The organism is Micromonospora sp. NPDC047557 (assembly GCF_043205095.1).
Taxonomy (GTDB): domain Bacteria; phylum Actinomycetota; class Actinomycetes; order Mycobacteriales; family Micromonosporaceae; genus Micromonospora.
On sequence record NZ_JBIDDK010000009.1, the window covers coordinates 58,749 to 75,162 of the forward strand.

The 16,414-nt window shown below is 73.4% G+C and carries 17 protein-coding genes; 14 read left to right on the forward strand and 3 right to left on the reverse strand.

The window, feature by feature from the left end:
* The first annotated feature begins 29 nt into the window (after positions 1-29).
* From ACGGAQ_RS21135 to ACGGAQ_RS21180, 10 genes are read left to right on the forward strand one after another with little or no spacing between them, the layout of a single operon-like run.
* Positions 30-1,319 (forward strand): amidohydrolase family protein, encoded by a 1,290-nt coding sequence (locus tag ACGGAQ_RS21135; RefSeq protein ID WP_393051724.1) that lies wholly within the window; start codon positions 30-32, stop codon positions 1,317-1,319.
* Positions 1,319-2,608 carry an MFS transporter gene (locus tag ACGGAQ_RS21140; protein WP_393051726.1) on the forward strand — a complete coding sequence of 430 codons (1,290 nt, stop codon included), beginning with the start codon at positions 1,319-1,321 and terminating at the stop codon, positions 2,606-2,608. The genes ACGGAQ_RS21135 and ACGGAQ_RS21140 overlap by 1 nt, the downstream gene beginning before the upstream one ends.
* Entirely contained in the window at positions 2,605-3,393 is a 789-nt protein-coding gene (locus tag ACGGAQ_RS21145) for a B3/4 domain-containing protein (protein WP_393051728.1), read from the forward strand. The genes ACGGAQ_RS21140 and ACGGAQ_RS21145 overlap by 4 nt, the downstream gene beginning before the upstream one ends.
* The gene (locus ACGGAQ_RS21150) at positions 3,390-4,625 is read left to right on the forward strand and encodes an ATP-grasp domain-containing protein (RefSeq protein WP_393051730.1); all 1,236 of its coding nucleotides are present in this window, start codon (positions 3,390-3,392) and stop codon (positions 4,623-4,625) included. The genes ACGGAQ_RS21145 and ACGGAQ_RS21150 overlap by 4 nt, the downstream gene beginning before the upstream one ends.
* The gene (locus ACGGAQ_RS21155; RefSeq protein WP_393051731.1) at positions 4,616-5,836 is read left to right on the forward strand and encodes an MFS transporter; all 1,221 of its coding nucleotides are present in this window, start codon (positions 4,616-4,618) and stop codon (positions 5,834-5,836) included. The genes ACGGAQ_RS21150 and ACGGAQ_RS21155 overlap by 10 nt, the downstream gene beginning before the upstream one ends.
* Before the next feature lie 26 nt (positions 5,837-5,862).
* Positions 5,863-7,167, forward strand: a complete 1,305-nt coding sequence (locus ACGGAQ_RS21160) for a TrpB-like pyridoxal phosphate-dependent enzyme (RefSeq protein ID WP_393051732.1) — start codon at positions 5,863-5,865, stop codon at positions 7,165-7,167.
* A 56-nt stretch (positions 7,168-7,223) separates the two neighbouring features.
* Entirely contained in the window at positions 7,224-7,928 is a 705-nt protein-coding gene (locus ACGGAQ_RS21165; RefSeq protein ID WP_393051733.1) for a flavodoxin family protein, read from the forward strand.
* On the forward strand, positions 7,918-8,265 hold the full coding sequence (locus ACGGAQ_RS21170) for a cupin domain-containing protein (protein WP_393051734.1): 348 nt from the start codon (positions 7,918-7,920) through the stop codon (positions 8,263-8,265). Before ACGGAQ_RS21165 ends, ACGGAQ_RS21170 begins: the two co-directional genes overlap by 11 nt.
* Positions 8,262-8,627: a chorismate mutase gene (locus ACGGAQ_RS21175; RefSeq protein WP_354855616.1), complete on the forward strand. Its 366-nt coding sequence runs from the start codon at positions 8,262-8,264 to the stop codon at positions 8,625-8,627. The genes ACGGAQ_RS21170 and ACGGAQ_RS21175 overlap by 4 nt, the downstream gene beginning before the upstream one ends.
* Complete coding sequence (locus ACGGAQ_RS21180) at positions 8,627-10,087, forward strand: UbiD family decarboxylase (RefSeq protein WP_393051735.1); 1,461 nt, start codon at positions 8,627-8,629, stop codon at positions 10,085-10,087. The genes ACGGAQ_RS21175 and ACGGAQ_RS21180 overlap by 1 nt, the downstream gene beginning before the upstream one ends.
* On the opposite strand, the gene ACGGAQ_RS21185 is transcribed toward ACGGAQ_RS21180, so the two are convergent.
* Together ACGGAQ_RS21185 and ACGGAQ_RS21190 are read right to left on the reverse strand one after the other, a co-directional pair.
* Positions 10,032-11,543: a PLP-dependent aminotransferase family protein gene (locus tag ACGGAQ_RS21185; RefSeq protein ID WP_393051737.1), complete on the reverse strand. Its 1,512-nt coding sequence runs from the start codon at positions 11,541-11,543 to the stop codon at positions 10,032-10,034. The genes ACGGAQ_RS21180 and ACGGAQ_RS21185 overlap by 56 nt on opposite strands.
* A gap of 113 nt (positions 11,544-11,656) precedes the next feature.
* Entirely contained in the window at positions 11,657-12,151 is a 495-nt protein-coding gene (locus ACGGAQ_RS21190; RefSeq protein WP_393051738.1) for a MarR family winged helix-turn-helix transcriptional regulator, read from the reverse strand.
* A 156-nt stretch (positions 12,152-12,307) separates the two neighbouring features.
* Between ACGGAQ_RS21190 and ACGGAQ_RS21195 the strand changes: the two genes are divergently transcribed.
* A complete protein-coding gene (locus ACGGAQ_RS21195; RefSeq protein WP_393051740.1) occupies positions 12,308-12,730 on the forward strand; it encodes a DUF6069 family protein in 423 nt (140 codons plus the stop codon).
* A gap of 124 nt (positions 12,731-12,854) precedes the next feature.
* Here ACGGAQ_RS21195 and ACGGAQ_RS21200 read toward each other — a convergent pair whose 3' ends face one another.
* Positions 12,855-13,292: a DUF6223 family protein gene (locus ACGGAQ_RS21200; RefSeq protein WP_393051742.1), complete on the reverse strand. Its 438-nt coding sequence runs from the start codon at positions 13,290-13,292 to the stop codon at positions 12,855-12,857.
* Positions 13,293-13,512: 220 nt separating this feature from the next.
* On the opposite strand from ACGGAQ_RS21200, the gene ACGGAQ_RS21205 reads away from it, so the two are divergent.
* The 3 genes from ACGGAQ_RS21205 (at position 13,513) to ACGGAQ_RS21215 (ending at position 16,282) form a co-directional block, all read left to right on the forward strand.
* Entirely contained in the window at positions 13,513-14,631 is a 1,119-nt protein-coding gene (locus ACGGAQ_RS21205) for a sensor histidine kinase (protein ID WP_393051744.1), read from the forward strand.
* Positions 14,628-15,290 carry a response regulator gene (locus ACGGAQ_RS21210; RefSeq protein ID WP_393051746.1) on the forward strand — a complete coding sequence of 221 codons (663 nt, stop codon included), beginning with the start codon at positions 14,628-14,630 and terminating at the stop codon, positions 15,288-15,290. Before ACGGAQ_RS21205 ends, ACGGAQ_RS21210 begins: the two co-directional genes overlap by 4 nt.
* Positions 15,291-15,373: 83 nt before the next feature.
* Positions 15,374-16,282, forward strand: coding sequence for a hypothetical protein (locus ACGGAQ_RS21215; protein ID WP_393051748.1), 909 nt, complete (start codon positions 15,374-15,376; stop codon positions 16,280-16,282).
* Positions 16,283-16,414: the final 132 nt, after the last annotated feature.

The following is a 16,414-nucleotide window of genomic DNA, read 5'->3' on the forward strand; positions in this document are numbered from 1 at the left end:
CGACACCGAGAGAACCGGAGAGACGCCTCGTGTCCCGACGAATGCTGCTGCACCGCGCCACCGTCCAGGAAGGACTGGGGGTGCCCTCCCGGCCGCGCCACAGCGTGCTGCTCGACGACGAGCGCATCGTGGCCGTGCTACCCGAGGCGCAGGCGCCCCTGCACGACCCGGGCGTCGACGTCCTGGACCTCGACGGCCGGACGGTCATGCCGGGCATGACGCTCGGCCACACCCACATCGCGTACCTGAACGTGCTCGACGGCCGGGAGATGCTGTTCAAGCACACGATCCCGGAGGTCACCCTCGGCGCCGCCGCCAACGCGGCGGCGATGCTGCGGCTGGGCTACACCGCCTTCGTCGGCGCCGGCTCGGTGGCCGGCATCGACATGGCGCTGCGCCGGGCGATCGACGCCGGGCAGCTGCCCGGCCCGCGCATCACCCCGTGCAGCCGGGACCTGATGGTGTCCGGTCCGCCGGAGCGCCGCAACCCGGCGGTCAAGCAACGCATCCCGAGCGACCTCATGCGGCTGGCCGACACCCCGGAAGAGCTGATCGAGTACGTCGACACCGAGGTCAAGCAGGGCGCGGAGATCATCAAGGTCTTCTCCACAGGTGACGACACCTTCCCCAACGGCCGCTCCCACGAGCTGCTGTTCACCGCCGAGGAGCTGGTGATCGCGTCGCGGGCGGCACACGAGCGGGGGGTCCGCATCCGGGCGCACTCGCGCGGGCTGGGCGGTATCCGCAACGCCATCGCCGCCGGGGTCGACGTGATCGACCACGCCACGTACGCCGACGACGCGGCCCTGGAGGCGATCGCCGAGCGGGGCATCTTCGTGGTGCCGAGCCTGCACCAGCCGTACCGGCTGCTCACCACCGGCACCCAACACGGCAAGACCCCGGAGTACCTGGAGACGCTCGAGTTCCAGGCCGAGGTGGAGAACACCCTGCGGATCCTGCCGCTGATGGTGCAGATGGGCATCCCGATCGTGGCCGGTGACGACTTCGGGTTCGCCTGGACCCCGCACGGCCGCTACGCCGAGGAGCTGGAGACGTACGTGAGCATGGCCGGTATTCCCGCGCCGGTGGTGCTGACCTGGGCCACGGCCAACGGCGCGCGGCTGGCCGGGCGCGGCGACGACGCGGGCACGGTGCAGCCGGGCCGGCTGGCCGACCTGGTGGTCACCGACGGCGACCCGGCCAAGGACATCACGGTGCTGGGCCGGCCGGAGGCGATCGAGCTGGTGCTGCTGGGCGGCCGGGTGGTCGCCGGGGACGCCGCCCGCTACCGCGCCGGGCAGCCGGCGGGAGTGGCGTGATGCGGCGGTCCGTGCCGGTCGTCCCGCTGCTCGCCGTCGGGGCGTTCGCCATCGGCACCGACACCTTCGTCGTCGCGGGGGTGCTCCCCGAGGTGGCCCGCACGCTGCGGGTGAGCGTCGCGTCGGCCGGGTGGGTGAGCACCGTCTTCGCCCTCGCGTACGCCGTCGCCGCCCCGGTGCTCGGCGCGCTGGCCGGCCGGCTGGAGCGGCGTACCGTGCTGGTGATCTCGCTGGCCGGGTTCACCCTGGGCAACGTCGCCTCGGCGCTCGCCCCTGACCTGCCGCTGCTGTTGCTGGCCCGCGTCCTGACGGCGGTCAGCGCCGCGCTCTACGTCCCCGCCGCCACCGCGTCGGCGGCCGCGCTGGCCCCGCCCGAGCGGCGTGGCCGGGCCATGGCCGTGGTGCTCGGCGGCCTCTCCGCGGCCACCGTGGCCGGGGTGCCGTTCGGCACCTGGCTCGCCGCCGACCTGCAGTGGCGGGCCACCTTCTGGCTGCTCGCCGCCCTCGGCGCCGCCTGCGCGGTGGCGGTGCTGGTCGGCCTGCCCAGGCTGGCGCTGCCGCCCGGCCCATCGCTGGCAGCCCGGCTCGCCCCGGTGCGCGAGAGCCGCGTCGGGTTGGCGGTGCTCACCACCGCGCTCTTCATGACCGGCGGCTACCTCGCGCTGACGTACGTCGGGGCGCTGCTCGCGCCGGCCACCGACGGCGACGGGACAGTGCTCGCGGTGCTGCTGCTGATCTTCGGTGTGCCGGCGGTCGCCGGGACGGTGCTCGGCGGGCGGGCCACCGACCGCTTCGGTGGCCTGCCGGTGCTTGTGGTCTCGATCACCGGGCTCGCCCTGGTGCTGGTCACGTTACCGCTGACCCGGCAGGCGCTGCTTCCGGCCGCGCTGGCCATGGCGGCCTGGGGCGTCACCGCGATGGCCACGCAGCCGGCCCAGCAGCACCGACTCTTCACGATCGCGCCGACCTCCGGGCCGCTGCTGCTGTCCCTCAACTCCTCGGCCACGTTCGTGGGCATCGCCCTCGGCGGCTTCCTCGGCAACCGGCTGTTGCGCCACGGCGGCGCGGACGCCCTCGACCTGCTCGGGCCGGTCGGCGCCGCACTCTGCGTCCTGGCGGTGGGCACCACGCTGCTCGGCGCGCGGGCTCGTGCCGGCCGTCGCGACGACCCGCCACCGACCGCAGGATTGGCCACACCGGATCATCCCGGATTGGCCACACCCGGTGGTCGTCCCGCTGCGTACGGTCGGACCGACAATCGGACCCGAACCCCACGAGGATCACGATGACCCAGCTCAGCGACGGTGCGGACACCCTCACCGTCCGCATCGACGACCGGGTGCTGACGGCAGTGCCGGACTACGTCCTCGGCGTGCTCGCCGTGTCGGCGGTCGAGGTCGCCCCGGCGCCTCCCCGCGTGTCGGCGCTGCTGACCGCCGCCGAGGACGCGCTGCACGCGGCCGACCTGGACAAGGCGGGGGTGGCCGAGTTGCCCGGCATCGCCGCGTGGCGGGAGGCGTACCGGACGGTGGGGGTGAACCCGAACCGGTTCCCCTGCGCCGCCGAGTCGATCGCCCGACGGGTCGCCAAGGGCGACCGACTGCCCCGGATCAACGCCCTGGTCGACCTCTGCAACGCCGTCTCGCTCGGCGCGGCGCTGCCGGTGGCCTCGTGCGCGGTCGACGGCATCACCGACCTCGTCGTCCGACCGGCCGACGGCACCGAGACGTTCCTGCCCCTCGGCGTGCCCGACGCGCCGGAGCGACCCGAACCGGGCGAGGTCGTCTACGCCGACTCCGACGGGCGGGCCCACTCCCGGCGCTGGAACTGGCGGCAGGGACACCTCGTCCGCACCGACCTGGGCCGGCACCGGCTGCTGCTCACCGTCGAGTCGGCCCACCCCGGCGGCCGGGCGGAGGTGGTGGACGCGCTGGCCCGGCTGGCCGCAGCCCTCGACGACCTGTCCGATGCTCCGCGGCAGGAGGCGGTGCTCGACGCAGGGACGACAAGCGCCGTCCTGCGTACCGCAGGCCCGCTCAGCCCCGCCGGCAACCACCAGGGGAGCCGTCCGTGAACCCCGCGATCCTGGTGATCTACCGACCGGCGGCCGGCCGGTACGCGGCCCAGTTCCGCAGCGTGGTCGCCGCCGCCGCCGAGCTGGGCGTGATGACCGTGGCGCTGCTGCCGACCGGGCAGCCGGCCGCCGAAGCCGCCGGCCTGCCCTGCTACCACGCCGACCTCGACGACACCGATGCCGTCCGCTCGGTCGTCGCGACGATCCTCGCCACGCACCCGGTGCGGCGCATCTTCCCGCTCTTCGAGGGTGACGTGCTCACCGCCGCGTACTGCCGGCGCGACCACGGCATCGACGGGCTCGACCCGGAGGAGGCCCTGACCTTCCGGGACAAGAACGTGATGCACCGCCGGGCCACCGAGCTGGGCGTGCCGGTGGCCCGCTCGTGCCGCCCCGAGACGGTGGGGGCGGTCGCCGAGTTCGCCGCCGAGGTGGGCTGGCCGGTGGTGATCAAGCCGTACGCCGGCTGGGCCTGCGGCGACACCCACCGGGTGGACTCCACCGAGGACCTGGCCCGGGTGTGGCCGCTGATCGCCGACGACCGGCACGACTATCGGGTGGAGGAGTACGTCCGGGGCGCCGAGTACCACGTCGACTCGCTGCTGCGCGACGGCGAGGTGGTCTTCGAGCAGCTGTCCCGCTACACGTACTCGGTCCTGGAGTTCCGCGACGAGCCCGGCGGCACGGTCTCCCGCAAGCACGATCTGACCCCGGCGGAGCGGCGCATCCTGGCCGCCAGCGCCACCGTGCTGCGCGGCTTCGGGATGCGTACCGGCGTGGCGCACGTGGAGTTCTTCCTCCGCGACGACGGCGAGGTCGTCTTCGGCGAGGCGGCCGCACGGGCCGGCGGCGGCTCGATCGTCCCCGCCATCCAGGCCGGCCGGGGGATCAACCTGGCGGGGGAGTGGTGCCGCCTGGAACTGGACCCGGAGCACGTGCCGGCGGCCACCCTCGGCCCGGAGATCGGCACCGAATACCTCTGCTCCGACCGGTACGGGCGGATCACCGCGATCACCACGGCCAACGAGCTGCGGGCGCTGGACGCGGTGCGCGACGCGGACGTGTGGAAGGCCGTCGGGGACGTGCTCGCCGTGCCGACCGCCTCCAACGACGTGCTCGGCTGGTACGTCTGTGAGGGCCGGGACTTCGACGACGTCCGCGCCCGGTTCAAGGTCATCCGGGACTCCTTCGAGGTGCGCACCGAGCCGGTGGGGGAGCCGTCATGTGGCTGACCCGGTTCCGAGCCCTGCCGCGCCCGCTGCGGATGTTGGTCTACGCGTCCTTCATCAACCGGGCCGGCATGTTCGTCTTCCCGCTGCTCGCGGTCTACCTCGTGCAGAGCCGGCACCTCAGCACCGGCGAGGCGGGCGTGCTGATCTCCGTCGGCAGCACCGGCCTGCTCGCCGGCAGCCTGCTCAGCGGCCCGGTCTGCGCCCGGGCCGGCCGACGCGCCGCGCTGGTGTCGAGCCTGCTGCTCAACGCGTCCGGTTACCTGGGCCTCGCCCTGGTCGACGGTCCCACCTGGACGTACGCGGTGCTGCTCTTCGTCGCGCTGGTCGGGATGGGCATGTTCGCGCCGGCGGCGAACACGCTGATCGCCGACCTGACCGAGCCCGGTGAGCGGCCCTTCGCGTACACGGTCAGCTACCTCGCCAACAACCTCGGCATGGGGGTCGGCCCGCTGCTCGGCGGGTTCGCGGCGGCCTTCTCCTACCAGCTGATGTTCGCCGGGAACATCCTGCTCGGCCTGCTCGCGGCGACCACCATCTGGCTCTTCGTGCCGGCGGACACCCGGCGTGCCCCGACGGCGTCGTCGACCGGGAACACCGGACGGGCCGGGCTGCTGCGCGACATCGACGTGGCGGTGCTGGTGCTCGTCTCGTTCTGCTACGTCGCGCCGCTGATCGGCCTGGAATACACGCTGCCCCTCGCGGTCACCACAGTGCTGCACTCGTCGGTGGCGCTGGTCGGGGCGGTCTACACCATCAACAGCGTCGTCGTGGTCAGCGCCAGCCTGCTGATCGAGAAGCGGATCAAGGCGTACTCGACCCGGGTCCTGCTGATCGTGGCGGGCCTGCTCTGGTCGACCGGGATGGCCGTCCTGGTGTTCGCATTCTCGCTGCCCGCCGTGCTGCTCTCCACGGTGGTCTGGACCCTCGGCGAGATCATCGCGTCGGTGGTGGTGCCCACCTACATCGCCGACCACGTGGCGGAGCACCGGGTCAGCGGCTTCATGGCCCTGAACGCCTTCGTGCTCAGCTCCGCCCGGCTGGTCGTGCCGATGGGTCTCGGCTTCGTCTGGCAGACCCAGGGACACCGTCCCGTTCTCCTGCTGCTCCTGCTGACCCCGGTGGTCGGCATGGTCGCGTTCGCAGCGCTGCGGATCCGACCGGCCGTCCGGCCCGTGCCGGCACTCGCCGAACCGGCCACCGCCAGTCCCTGACACCCCACCCCGCATCGGAAGAGGCCATGACCGCGACGAAGTTCGTGCTGCCCGAGAGTGACATCCCGACGACCTGGTACAACGTGGTTCCCGACCTGCCCAAGGGACTGCCCCCGATGCTGCACCCCGGCACCCGGGAGCCCATCACCGCGGCGGATCTCGAACCGCTCTTCGCCACCGGCATGATCGAGCAGGAGTTCACCACCGAGCGGGACGTGGACATCCCCGGGCCGGTGCTCGACATCTACCGGCAGTGGCGGCCCAGCCCGCTCGTGCGCGCCCGTCGCCTGGAGCAGGCCCTCGACACGCCGGCCCGGATCTACTTCAAGTACGAGGGGGTCAGCCCGGCCGGCAGCCACAAGCCGAACACCGCCGTGCCGCAGGCGTACTACAGCAAGCTCGACGGCGTGCAGCGGCTGACCACCGAGACCGGCGCCGGCCAGTGGGGCAGCTCGCTCTCGATGGCCTGCGCGTACTTCGGCCTCGACTGTGAGGTCTTCATGGTGCGGATCAGCTACGACCAGAAGCCGTACCGGCGGGGGTTGATGGAGACGTTCGGCGCGTCGGTCACCGCGAGCCCGAGCGACCGTACCGAGGCGGGCCGGGCGGCCCTCGCCGCCGACCCGGACTCCACCGGCAGCCTCGGCCTGGCCATCTCCGAGGCGGTGGAGGCGGCGATGTCCAGCGGCGGCGCCGCCAAGTACGCCCTCGGCTCGGTGCTCAACCTGGTGCTGATGCACCAGACGATCATCGGGCAGGAGGCGCTGCTCCAGCTCGCGATGGCCGACGACTACCCGGACATCGTGGTCGGCGCGGCCGGCGGCGGCTCCAACTTCGCCGGGCTGGCCCTGCCGTTCCTGCGCCGCCAGCTGGGCGGCGGCCCGACCGTGCGGTTCGTCGCGGCCGAGCCGGCCTCCTGCCCGTCGCTGACCCAGGGCAGCTACGACTACGACTTCGGCGACACCGCCGGGCTCACCCCGCTGGCCAAGATGCACACCCTGGGCCACGACTTCCACCCGCCGGCGATCCACGCCGGTGGGCTGCGCTACCACGGCATGGCGCCGATCGTCAGCGCGCTGCGGGACATCGACCTGGTCGAGGCGCGGGCGGTGCCGCAGACCGCCTGCTTCGAGGCGGGCGTGCTGTTCGCCCGCAGCGAGGGGATCGTGCCGGCGCCGGAGTCCACCCACGCGGTCCGGGTGGCGGTGGACGAGGCGCTGCGCTGCCGGGAGACGGGCGAGTCGAAGGCCATCGTCTTCTCCCTCTCCGGGCACGGCCACTTCGACATGCAGGCCTACATCGACTACTTCGCCGGAAAACTGACGGACTGACCTCGCAAGAGGGTGGGCGCCGCTGCGGCGTCCACCCTCCGCGACGAGCACCGGGGGTGCCATTGCACAGCGAAGCAGCGACCATCCTCGCCATCAACGGATCGGAACGGCCCGGTGGCAACACCGACCACGCCATCGCGTACGCGGGCAAGCTGATCGCCGAGCGGGGCGCGATCCTGCGCACCATCGCGCTCCGCGAGCACCGCATCTCGCCGTGCAGCCCGTGCGGCGACTGCAACAGCCGTACCCTGCCCTGCCAGGTGGACGACGACGTCCCCGCCCTGGTGGAGCAGATGGCCAGCGCCGACGGGCTGATCTACGCGGCCCCGGTGCACGGCTTCGGCCTCGCCCACCTCATGCAGGTCTTCATCGAGCGGGCGGGCGTCGGCTACCTGCGTTTCACCCGGCCGCTGGCCGACAAGGTCGGCGGCATCATCGTCACCGGGCGCCGGTACAGCGACTCCTCGGTGCACAACCAGATCGTCAACAACCTGCTGCTCAACCGGATGATTCTGGTGGGCAGCGGCTTCCCCGTCCTGCTGCGCAACACCACCGGCGCTCCCGGCCTGACCGACGTCGAGGGCGTCGATGCGCTGGAGCGGATGGTGCACCGGATGCTCGACATGGTGCAGCTGCTCAAGCGGCACCAGCGGGTCGACGGCGGTCCGGTCCTCCCGCGCCGTGACCGCAACGAGCGTGTTCCGCGGCCCCGCCGCACCGAAACCGCCCCAACCAGAGGAGATATCGAGAATGTCCACTGAGCAGGTCACCGCGCCGGTCGGCATCGACTTCCCGGCCACCGAGTGGGAGAGGTGGGACAAGCCGGGAGCCGAGGGGCGCGTCAAGATCTCGTACGTCGGGGGTCAGCGTCTGCGCCTGCTGGAGCTGCCGCCGGGCTTCGACGAGCACCACTGGTGCCTGCGCGGGCACACCGGCTACGTCCTGCAGGGCGAGTTCACCATCCACTTCCGGGACCGGTCGGTGCCGTGCCGCCCCGGCATGGGCTTCGTCATCCCCGACGACGAGGAGCACCGGTCCCAGGGCAGCGACGCCGAGCCCACCGTCGTCTTCGTGATCGATCAGGTCCCGCAGCCGTGAGCGATCAGCACCGGATCGCGCCGCCGGCCGGCTCCCCGCCGGTCGGCGGCGCCGACGGCCCGGCCCGGATCGCCGAGCTGCGGGTCGCCATCGACGCGCTCGACCAGCGGATCATCGCCCTGCTGGCCGAGCGCACCCGGGTGGTGCAGGAGCTGACTGCGCACAAGACGGACGAGGCGACCGTCCGATCACCCGACCGGGTACGCCAGGTGCTCGGCCGGGTGCACGACCTGGCCGCGCAGCACGGCATGCCGCCCGAGGTCGCGGTCGGCACCTACCGTGCGCTCATCGACGAGCTGACCCGGATGCAGCTCGACATGCTGGCAGCCCGCCGTGCCACCGCGTCACTGGCGGAGGAGTGATGAGCCACCGCCCGCCCGTCGACCTGCGGCACGCCCTGGCCAGCCTCGACCCGCTCCCGGGCGAGCTGGTCCGCGTCGCCACGGAGCTGCCCGCCCGCTACGGCGTCTCCGCCCACTACGCCCGCTGGGCGGGTGCGCCCGCCGCCCCGCCCACCGGCGCCGGCCCGGCGGTGCTCTTCGACCGGGTACGCCCCGACCACGGCCCGACCCGGGCGGTGCTGATGGGCCTCTACGGCACCCGCCGGCGTGCCTCCGGTCTGCTCGGCTGCACGCCGGCCGAGCTGCCGCACCGGCTGCTCGCCGCGGTGGCCGCCCCCCGTCCACCGGTGCCCGCCCCCGACGAGTCCCGCTGGCCGCGCGAGACGCTGCCGTTGGATCTGACCGCGCTGCCGGTGCCGGTCCTCACCGACGAGGACGCCGGGCCCTACCTGACCCTCGGCGCGGTGCTCGCCACCGACCCGGACACCGGGGTCCGCAACCTGTCCGTGCACCGGATGTGCGTGCAGGGGCCCGACACGCTGACCATCTGGATGGTCCCCGGACGGGACCTGGAGCTCGCGCACCAGGCCGCCCTGCGCCGGGGGCGTCCGTTGCCGATCGCGATCCACCTCGGCCTGAGCCCGGCGGTGCTGCTGTCCTCCTGCTGCCCGACCTCGCTGGTCCCGCCGGATCTCGACGAGCTGGCGGTGGCCGGCGCGCTCGCCGGTCAGCCGGTGGAACTGCTGCCCTGCGCCACGGTGGACGCCGAGTTCATCGCGCACGCCGAGTACGTCATCGAGGGCGAGTTGCTGGCCGACCGGGTGCCGGAGAGCGCGCACGGCACGGTGGCCACGCCGGAGTTCCTCGGCTACCAGGGTCGGGCGCACCCCTCGTTGCCGCTGATCCGCATCACCGCGATCACCGCCCGGGAGAGCCCGATCCTGCAGGCGGTCTCCGGGCCCGGGCACGAGCAGTCGGTGCTGCTCGGCTTCGGGATGGAGGCCGCCGTGCTGGACCTGCTGCGCCGCCGGGGGACGCCGGCCCTGGCGGCGCACTGTCACACCGCGGGTGGCGGCCAGCTCATGGTGGTGCTCCAGTGGCCGGCCAAGCGCGGCCCGTCCGACGACGTGGCGGTACGCGCCGCCGCCGAGGCGGTGCTGGAGCAGTTCCGGATGGCCAAGCTGGTGCTGTGCGTGGGCGAGGACGTCGACATCGAGTCCGATCAGGACCTGTGGTGGGCGATGGTCACCCGCTTCCAGGCCGACCAGGACCTGCTCGTGCTACCGGACCGGGAGGGTTTTCCGCTCGACCCGAGCCAGCACACTGGCTACTCCCCGTCGCTGTCGGCCGACGGGCGCACGGCGAAGGCGGTCTTCGACTGCACCGTCCCGTACGCCCAGAGCGCGCGCTTTTCCCGGCCCCGCTTCACCGAGCCGTCACGTCCCGCACCGCGTCGGCCAGCAGCGCCACTCCCTCGGTGATCCTTGCGGCCGGCAGCGCCGCGTACCCGATCAGGAAGGTCGGCTCGGTCGGCGGGCGGGTGACGAAGTATCCCGAGGCCGGGTAGACCCGTACGCCTCGCGCGGCGGCGGCGCGCACGATCTCGGCCTCGCCGACGTCGGGCGCGCCGCCCAGGGTCACCAGCACGTGCAGCCCGGCCGCCGTGCCGGAGATCCGCACCCCCGCGCCGAAGTGTTCGTACAGCGACTCCAGCAGCCGGGCGCGCCGCTGCCGGTAGAGGCGGTCCATCCGGCCGATGTGCCGGGCGTACGCGCCGGAGGAGATGAACTCGGCCAGCGCCTCCTGGGTGAGCGTGGGGGTGAGCCGGTCGGTGATCCACTTGATGCCCAGGAACGACCGGACGAGATGTGGCGGCAACACCGCGTACCCGATGCGCAGCGAGGGGAAGAGGGTCTTGCTGAAGCTGCCGACGTAGACCACGTCGGCGTCCTGCGGGTCGGCGGCCAGCGACGGCAACCGCTCCTCGGCGAAGGTGAACTCGTTGTGGTAGTCGTCCTCCAGCACCGTGGCCCCGTGTTCGCGGGCCCAGCGCAGCAGCGCTCGTCGCCGCCGCTCGGACATGATGAACCCGGTGGGGAACTGGTGCGACGGGGTGACGTAGACCAGGCGTACCCGGGCCGGGTCGAGGCCGTGCGCGCGGACCTGGCACTCGATCTCGTCGACCCGCAGGCCCTCCTCGTCGACACCGACCGGCACCACCGCGGCCCGCGAGTAGCCGAAGATCTGCCGCAGCACGGTGTGGCTCGGGTCCTCGATGATCACCACGTCGTCGGGGCCGACGAGAAGCCGGACCAGGATGTCCATGGCCTGGGTGGCGCCGCTGGTCACCACCGTGTTCTCGCGGGTGGCGTCCAGCGCGCGACTGCGCCGCAGCAGGGCGGTGATCTGGGCACGCAACGACAGCGCGCCCTCGGCCGGGCCGTAACCCAGGGCCACTGCGTCGGCCCGGCTCACCGCGTCGGCGAGGGACTGCCGCCACCGGGTCACCGGGAAGCTGGCCAGCGCCGGGGTGCCGTGCCGGAAGTCGTACGTCCCGTCCGGCCGGTGCATCGGCGCCGGTTCCCACGGCTTCCACAGCGCACTGCCGGCGTCGGTGGGGAGTGGGGGTTCGGGCCGCAGGTGCGCGCGGGCGGCGCGGGTGGCGGGTGGCGGCGTGTCGGTCAGGGCGGCGCTGACCCGCGTGCCGGAACCCCGCCGTGAGGTGAGCACCCCGTTGGCACGCAGCAGCTCGTACGCCCGGGTCACCACCGTCCGGGAGACCCCGAGCTGGTGCGCCAGCTCGCGGCTGGGCGGCACCGTGTCGCCCGGGCGCAGCCGGCCGGCCCGCACGGACCCGCTGATCTGATCGCAGAGCTGCTGCTGCAACGGCACCGAACTGTCGCGGTCCAGCGTGACGAGGAGCTGGTCCGAACTCACCTGGACATGCTCCCCCGCTCGACGCCGCCTGCGAGTCTAGTCGCGCCGGCGTGCCAAGCGGTCTCGTCCACGACGGACCGCCGTCCGTCGCCGGCGGGTCTGCGCGGAGGTGGTCAGGCTGCCCGGGAGGACCGTCTGCGGGCGCGCCGTTCGGTCTGCACGAAGGTCGACAGCCGGCCGTCCACCAGTCGACCGAGCACGTCCAGGAAGATTGCGCGCTCGCGCGCCGGGACCGTGGCGAGGATGTCACTCTGCAGCCGCGCGACGATCTGCCGCGCCTCGGCGACCAGGCGCTCGCCGTCGGGCGTGACGGTGACGATGCGGGCGCGGCGGTCGGTCGTCGAGGTGCGGCGTTCGACCAGGCCGGCACGTTCCAGCTCGTCGAGGGTGACGACCATCGTCGTCTTGTCGATGCCGCACATCTCGCCGAGCTGACTCTGGGTGTACTCGCCGGTGCGGCCGCGATCGAGCACGCAGTAGGCACGCGTCGAGATGCCCAGGCCGGAGAGCGCGGCGGCGTGCTCCTGCGCCAGCGCGTGGGTGGCCCAGGACATCAGAAACATCAGGTCGGGGGTTGCGGCATCGGGCCCCGAGGTTCCGGTGGTCATGGCGGCAGCCTAGCAACTAGTTCGTGATTCGAACTATCTCGTAGCGGAGCATCGTCGCGCCACATCGGACAAGTTGAGAACGAGATAGTTAAGAACGAAACCTTCTGGTACGGTTCGATCTCGACACCGTATCCCTCTACTAAGGAGTCACCCCTGATGTCTGCGGAAGCCTCTGCTCCCCGGGCCGTCGACGGCGCTTCGCGCGTGCGGAACCGGTCCATCGCCCTCGTGGTCGCCGTGCTCGCCGCCGTTGCCGTGTGGTCGATCGCCACCCTCGCCGGCGCGCAGCTCACCGTCGACCAGGGCTCCGGTCCGCAGGACGTCACGGTGCTCGCCGTGCTCGTGACGTCCGCGCTCGCGGCCCTGCTCGGCTGGGGCCTCCTGGCGGCGCTCGAGCGCCTCTCGGCTCGCGCCACGACGATCTGGACGGGGATCGCGGTGGCCGTCCTCGTGCTGTCTCTCGTGCCCGCATCCCTGGTCGACGCCTCGGCCGGCACCAGGTTCGCCCTTGTCCTGATGCATCTGGTGGTGGGCGCGGTCGTGATCCTGGGCTTCCGCAGAGGGGCGCGGCCCGCCTGACGAGTGGCCGCCACGTCGATGACGTCCTCCCTCCTGCTCCACGCGATGCAGGAGACAGTGGGCTCGGGGCGGCTCCCGCCGGCGCGCGTCATCCGGGGGGGGTGACGCCGCGCCGGACGGGAGGTCAGGAACGGGTGCGGCGCAGCGCCAACCCACCGAGACCGAGGGCGGCCACCCCCAGCACCAGTGCCACGTACGCTCCGGCGCGCCCGTTGCCCGTGCCGATGCCGCCGTCGGAGGTCGCGACCACCAGCGCGCCGAGGGCGACGCCGATCAGTCCGGCCGTCAGGGCCACGGTGGCCCCGAGCAGCCCGTTGCCGGTGCCGACTCGGCTGGCGGGCCGGGCCAGGGCCACCGCGCCGACGATCACCCCCGTCAGGGCCAGCAGACCACCCACAATCGCCCCGAGCCGCCCGGCGCTCATGGTGGTGACGCTGGCCGCAAGCGGCGCGGACGAGGTGTACGCGGCGGCCGGCGCGGCCAGCCCGAATCCGCCGGCCACGGCAGACGCGGCTGCGGTGAACACCAGTCGGGCTCGCTTCGGGTTTCCTGAGGGGACCATTGTGCCTCTCCTTCGTCGTACGTCTCGTTTGTTGTCGTTCGATCCTGTCGCCGGTTCGACCGCCGGTCGTCCGGCGGCCGGATGCATTCCGCGCTGCCGCCACCGGCGCAGGCGGCTGCCGCGCACGGCGCAGCTGCCGCCCGACTACCGCGGGCGCGGTAGGTGCCGGTCGTTCGCGCGCAGGAGTCGCCCGGGGCGTACCTCGGGCTAGGGTGCGCCCATGAGCACAGGGCGTGCCGGTGTCCGGGACTGGGCCATCGCCGTCGGCGTGGCGGCGGTGCTGCTGATCGCCGGGCTGTCCGCGGACCACTCCACCCTCGACAGCGACCTGCTGGGTTATCCGCTGCTGGCGGCCAGCGGTCTGGCGCTGGCGGCGCGTCGTCGGTGGCCCGTCGCCGTCCTCGCCGTCACCGGGCTGTGCGCCGTGGGGTACCAGGCGGTCGGTTTCGACGTGCCGGCCGTCGCCTTCCTGTTCGCGGTCTACACCGGCGTGCGGGCGGGACACCGTCTCGTCACGATCGCCGCCGCCGTGCTGATGCTTGTCTCTCTGCCCCTCACGGCTCTCGCCCCGCCGCAGGACCTGCCGCTGGGCGAGGCGCTCGCCCGGGCCCGGGGCGCGCTCGAGGTGGCGTGGCTGATCGCCGCCGGCGCCGCCGGTGAGGCGTTGCGGCAGGCCGAGCGGCGGGCCGACGAGGCCGAGCGCACCCGGGAGGAGACCGCGCGCCGCCGCGCCGACGAGGAGCGGCTGCACATCGCGCGGGAGCTGCACGATTCCCTCACCCACCAGATCTCGATCATCAAGGTGCAGGCCGAGGTGGCCGTCCACCTGGCCCGCCGACGCGGCGAGGCGGTGCCGGAGGCGCTGCTGGCGATCCGGGAGGCCGGCCGTGAGGCGAGCCGGGAGTTGCGCGCGACCTTGGAGGCCCTGCGGGACGACGGCAGGAACCCGCCGCGCGGCCTCGAACACCTGCCGGAGTTGGTGCAGCGGGCCCGGATGGCCGGGCTGGACGCGACGTTGACGGTCGAGGGCGAACGACAGGCCGTGCCGGCGGCGGTGGACCGGACGGCCTACCGGATCGTGCAGGAGTCCCTCACCAACGTCGCCCGCCACGCCGCCGCGGCCACGGCGTCGGTCCGCGTCGACTACCGTCCGGACGCCCTGGCGATCCGCGTCGACGACGACGGCACGGCCACGCTGGCCACCGTGCCAAAGCCCGGAGTCGGGCTGCTCGGGATGCACGAACGGGTCACCGCCCTGGGCGGTCGCCTCCACGCGGCGCCGCGGGACGAGGGTGGCTTCACCGTCCACGCGGAACTTCCCGTCGGTCCGCCCGGATGATCCGCGTCCTGCTGGTCGACGACCAGGCGCTGCTGCGCAGCGGCTTCCGCGCGCTCCTCGACATCGAGGACGACATCGAGGTGGTGGCCGAGGCCGCCGACGGCCGGGAGGGGGTCGCCCTCGCCCGGCGGCACCTGCCCGACATCGCGCTCATCGACATCCAGATGCCGGTGCTGGACGGCATCGAGGCGACCCGGCTCATCGCCGCGGACCCGGCCCTGGCCGGGGTGCACGTCGTGATCCTGACCAACTACGGCCTCGACGAACACGTCTTCCACGCGCTGCGCGCCGGTGCCGCCGGCTTCCTCGTCAAGGACATCGAGCCGGAGGACTTCCTGCATGCCGTACGCGTCGCCGCGCGGGGTGACGCGCTGCTCGCGCCGTCGATCACCCGCCGGCTCATCGACCGGTACGTCGCCGAGCCGCGCCACCTGCGGGCCCCGACCGGCCTGCGGGAGTTGACCATGCGGGAACGCGAAGCCGTCATCCTGGTCGCCCAGGGCCTGTCGAACGACGAGATCGCCACCCGCATGGTGATCAGCCCACTCACCGCCAAGACCCACATCAACCGGGCCATGGCCAAGCTGCACGCCCGCGACCGCGCCCAACTCGTGGTCGTCGCGTACGAGTCCGGTCTGGTGGCCCCGCGCCAGGACTGACCCTCGGCGGCTCGCCGCGGACCAGGGGCTGCGGGCAGGCTTGCCGCGCGGGGTCCGGTCCGGGGCGTGCCATGATTGCGCCCATGGGCAAGCAGCAGCACGTCGGCGGGGCCGACCGGGACAGCGGGTCGGGCACCACGGCCGACCGTCCGACCGGTGGTGGGGCGGACGCGCGGCTCGCCGTCGCACACGACCCCACAACGCCACAGATGACCCTCATCGACCTGGCGTCCGATGCGTCGGTCGCGGTCCGCAAGGCGGTCGCGGCCCGGCCGGACGCGCCCGCGCAGGCCCTGCGGTCGTTGACCCGCGACCATGATCGTCACGTCCGGGAGGCCGTGGCGCGCAATCCCGCGACGTCGGTCGGCAATCTCCTGCGTCTGGTCAAGGACGCGGACCGGTGGGTCCGCTGGGCCGTCGCCAGCAACCCGGCCTGCGACGAGTCGGTCCGCCGGGTGATGGCAGCCGCACCCGACAAGGAGCTTCGGGGTCTGCTCGCCGAGACCCGCGAGTTGGAGCCCGAGCTGGCCGCCCGGCTGGTCGACGACGTCTCACCCGAGGTGCGGGAACGGCTCGCCACGCACACCCACGATCCGGACGTCATCGTCGCCCTGCTGGCCGACCGCACCGTCCGCGTCCGTAAGGGGCTCGCCCGCAACCCGCGGACCACCGCCGCGCAGCGCAGCGCCCTGGCCAGGGACCCGGCGGTCGACGTACGAGCCGCGCTGGTCCGCGCGCTGGAGCTGGACGAGGAGGATCTGGCCGCCCTGGTCGACGACCGTTCGGTGCAGGTCCGGCTGGCGATGGCCACGTCAGAGATCATCCCGGCGCACGTCCGGCGGACGCTCGAAGGCGATCCCGACGACATGGTGGCCGCCGCGGCGCGGGACTTCCGCCCCGGAGCCGGCAGCTCCCCGGTGGTGCGGGCTCCCCGCATCGGTTCCCGGCGCTCCGGCACCGGCCCGGGCCGCCCCGGCCGCGCCGCGCGCTGAGGCCGGGCCGTGCTGAGGCCGCGCCGCGCGCTGAGGCCGGCCGCGTCAGGCGGCGCTGAGGTCGGCTGCGCCGCGCGCTGAGGCCAGCCGGCCCTGCGGGGTCCGTCCGATCGGGCTACCGGCGCGTCGCAC

Excerpts from the sequence above, each read along its gene's own strand:
- ACGGAQ_RS21195 (WP_393051740.1), top strand. The coding sequence starts at position 12,308 with ATGTCTGCGGAAGCCTCTGCTCCCCGGGCCGTCGACGGCGCTTCGCGC.
- ACGGAQ_RS21140 (WP_393051726.1), top strand. The coding sequence starts at position 1,319 with ATGCGGCGGTCCGTGCCGGTCGTCCCGCTGCTCGCCGTCGGGGCGTTC.
- ACGGAQ_RS21155 (WP_393051731.1), top strand. The coding sequence starts at position 4,616 with ATGTGGCTGACCCGGTTCCGAGCCCTGCCGCGCCCGCTGCGGATGTTG.
- ACGGAQ_RS21205 (WP_393051744.1), top strand. The coding sequence starts at position 13,513 with ATGAGCACAGGGCGTGCCGGTGTCCGGGACTGGGCCATCGCCGTCGGC.
- ACGGAQ_RS21210 (WP_393051746.1), top strand. The coding sequence starts at position 14,628 with ATGATCCGCGTCCTGCTGGTCGACGACCAGGCGCTGCTGCGCAGCGGC.
- ACGGAQ_RS21215 (WP_393051748.1), top strand. The coding sequence starts at position 15,374 with ATGGGCAAGCAGCAGCACGTCGGCGGGGCCGACCGGGACAGCGGGTCG.
- ACGGAQ_RS21190 (WP_393051738.1), bottom strand. The coding sequence starts at position 12,151 with ATGACCACCGGAACCTCGGGGCCCGATGCCGCAACCCCCGACCTGATG.
- ACGGAQ_RS21145 (WP_393051728.1), top strand. The coding sequence starts at position 2,605 with ATGACCCAGCTCAGCGACGGTGCGGACACCCTCACCGTCCGCATCGAC.
- ACGGAQ_RS21200 (WP_393051742.1), bottom strand. The coding sequence starts at position 13,292 with ATGGTCCCCTCAGGAAACCCGAAGCGAGCCCGACTGGTGTTCACCGCA.
- ACGGAQ_RS21180 (WP_393051735.1), top strand. The coding sequence starts at position 8,627 with ATGAGCCACCGCCCGCCCGTCGACCTGCGGCACGCCCTGGCCAGCCTC.
- ACGGAQ_RS21160 (WP_393051732.1), top strand. The coding sequence starts at position 5,863 with ATGACCGCGACGAAGTTCGTGCTGCCCGAGAGTGACATCCCGACGACC.
- ACGGAQ_RS21170 (WP_393051734.1), top strand. The coding sequence starts at position 7,918 with ATGTCCACTGAGCAGGTCACCGCGCCGGTCGGCATCGACTTCCCGGCC.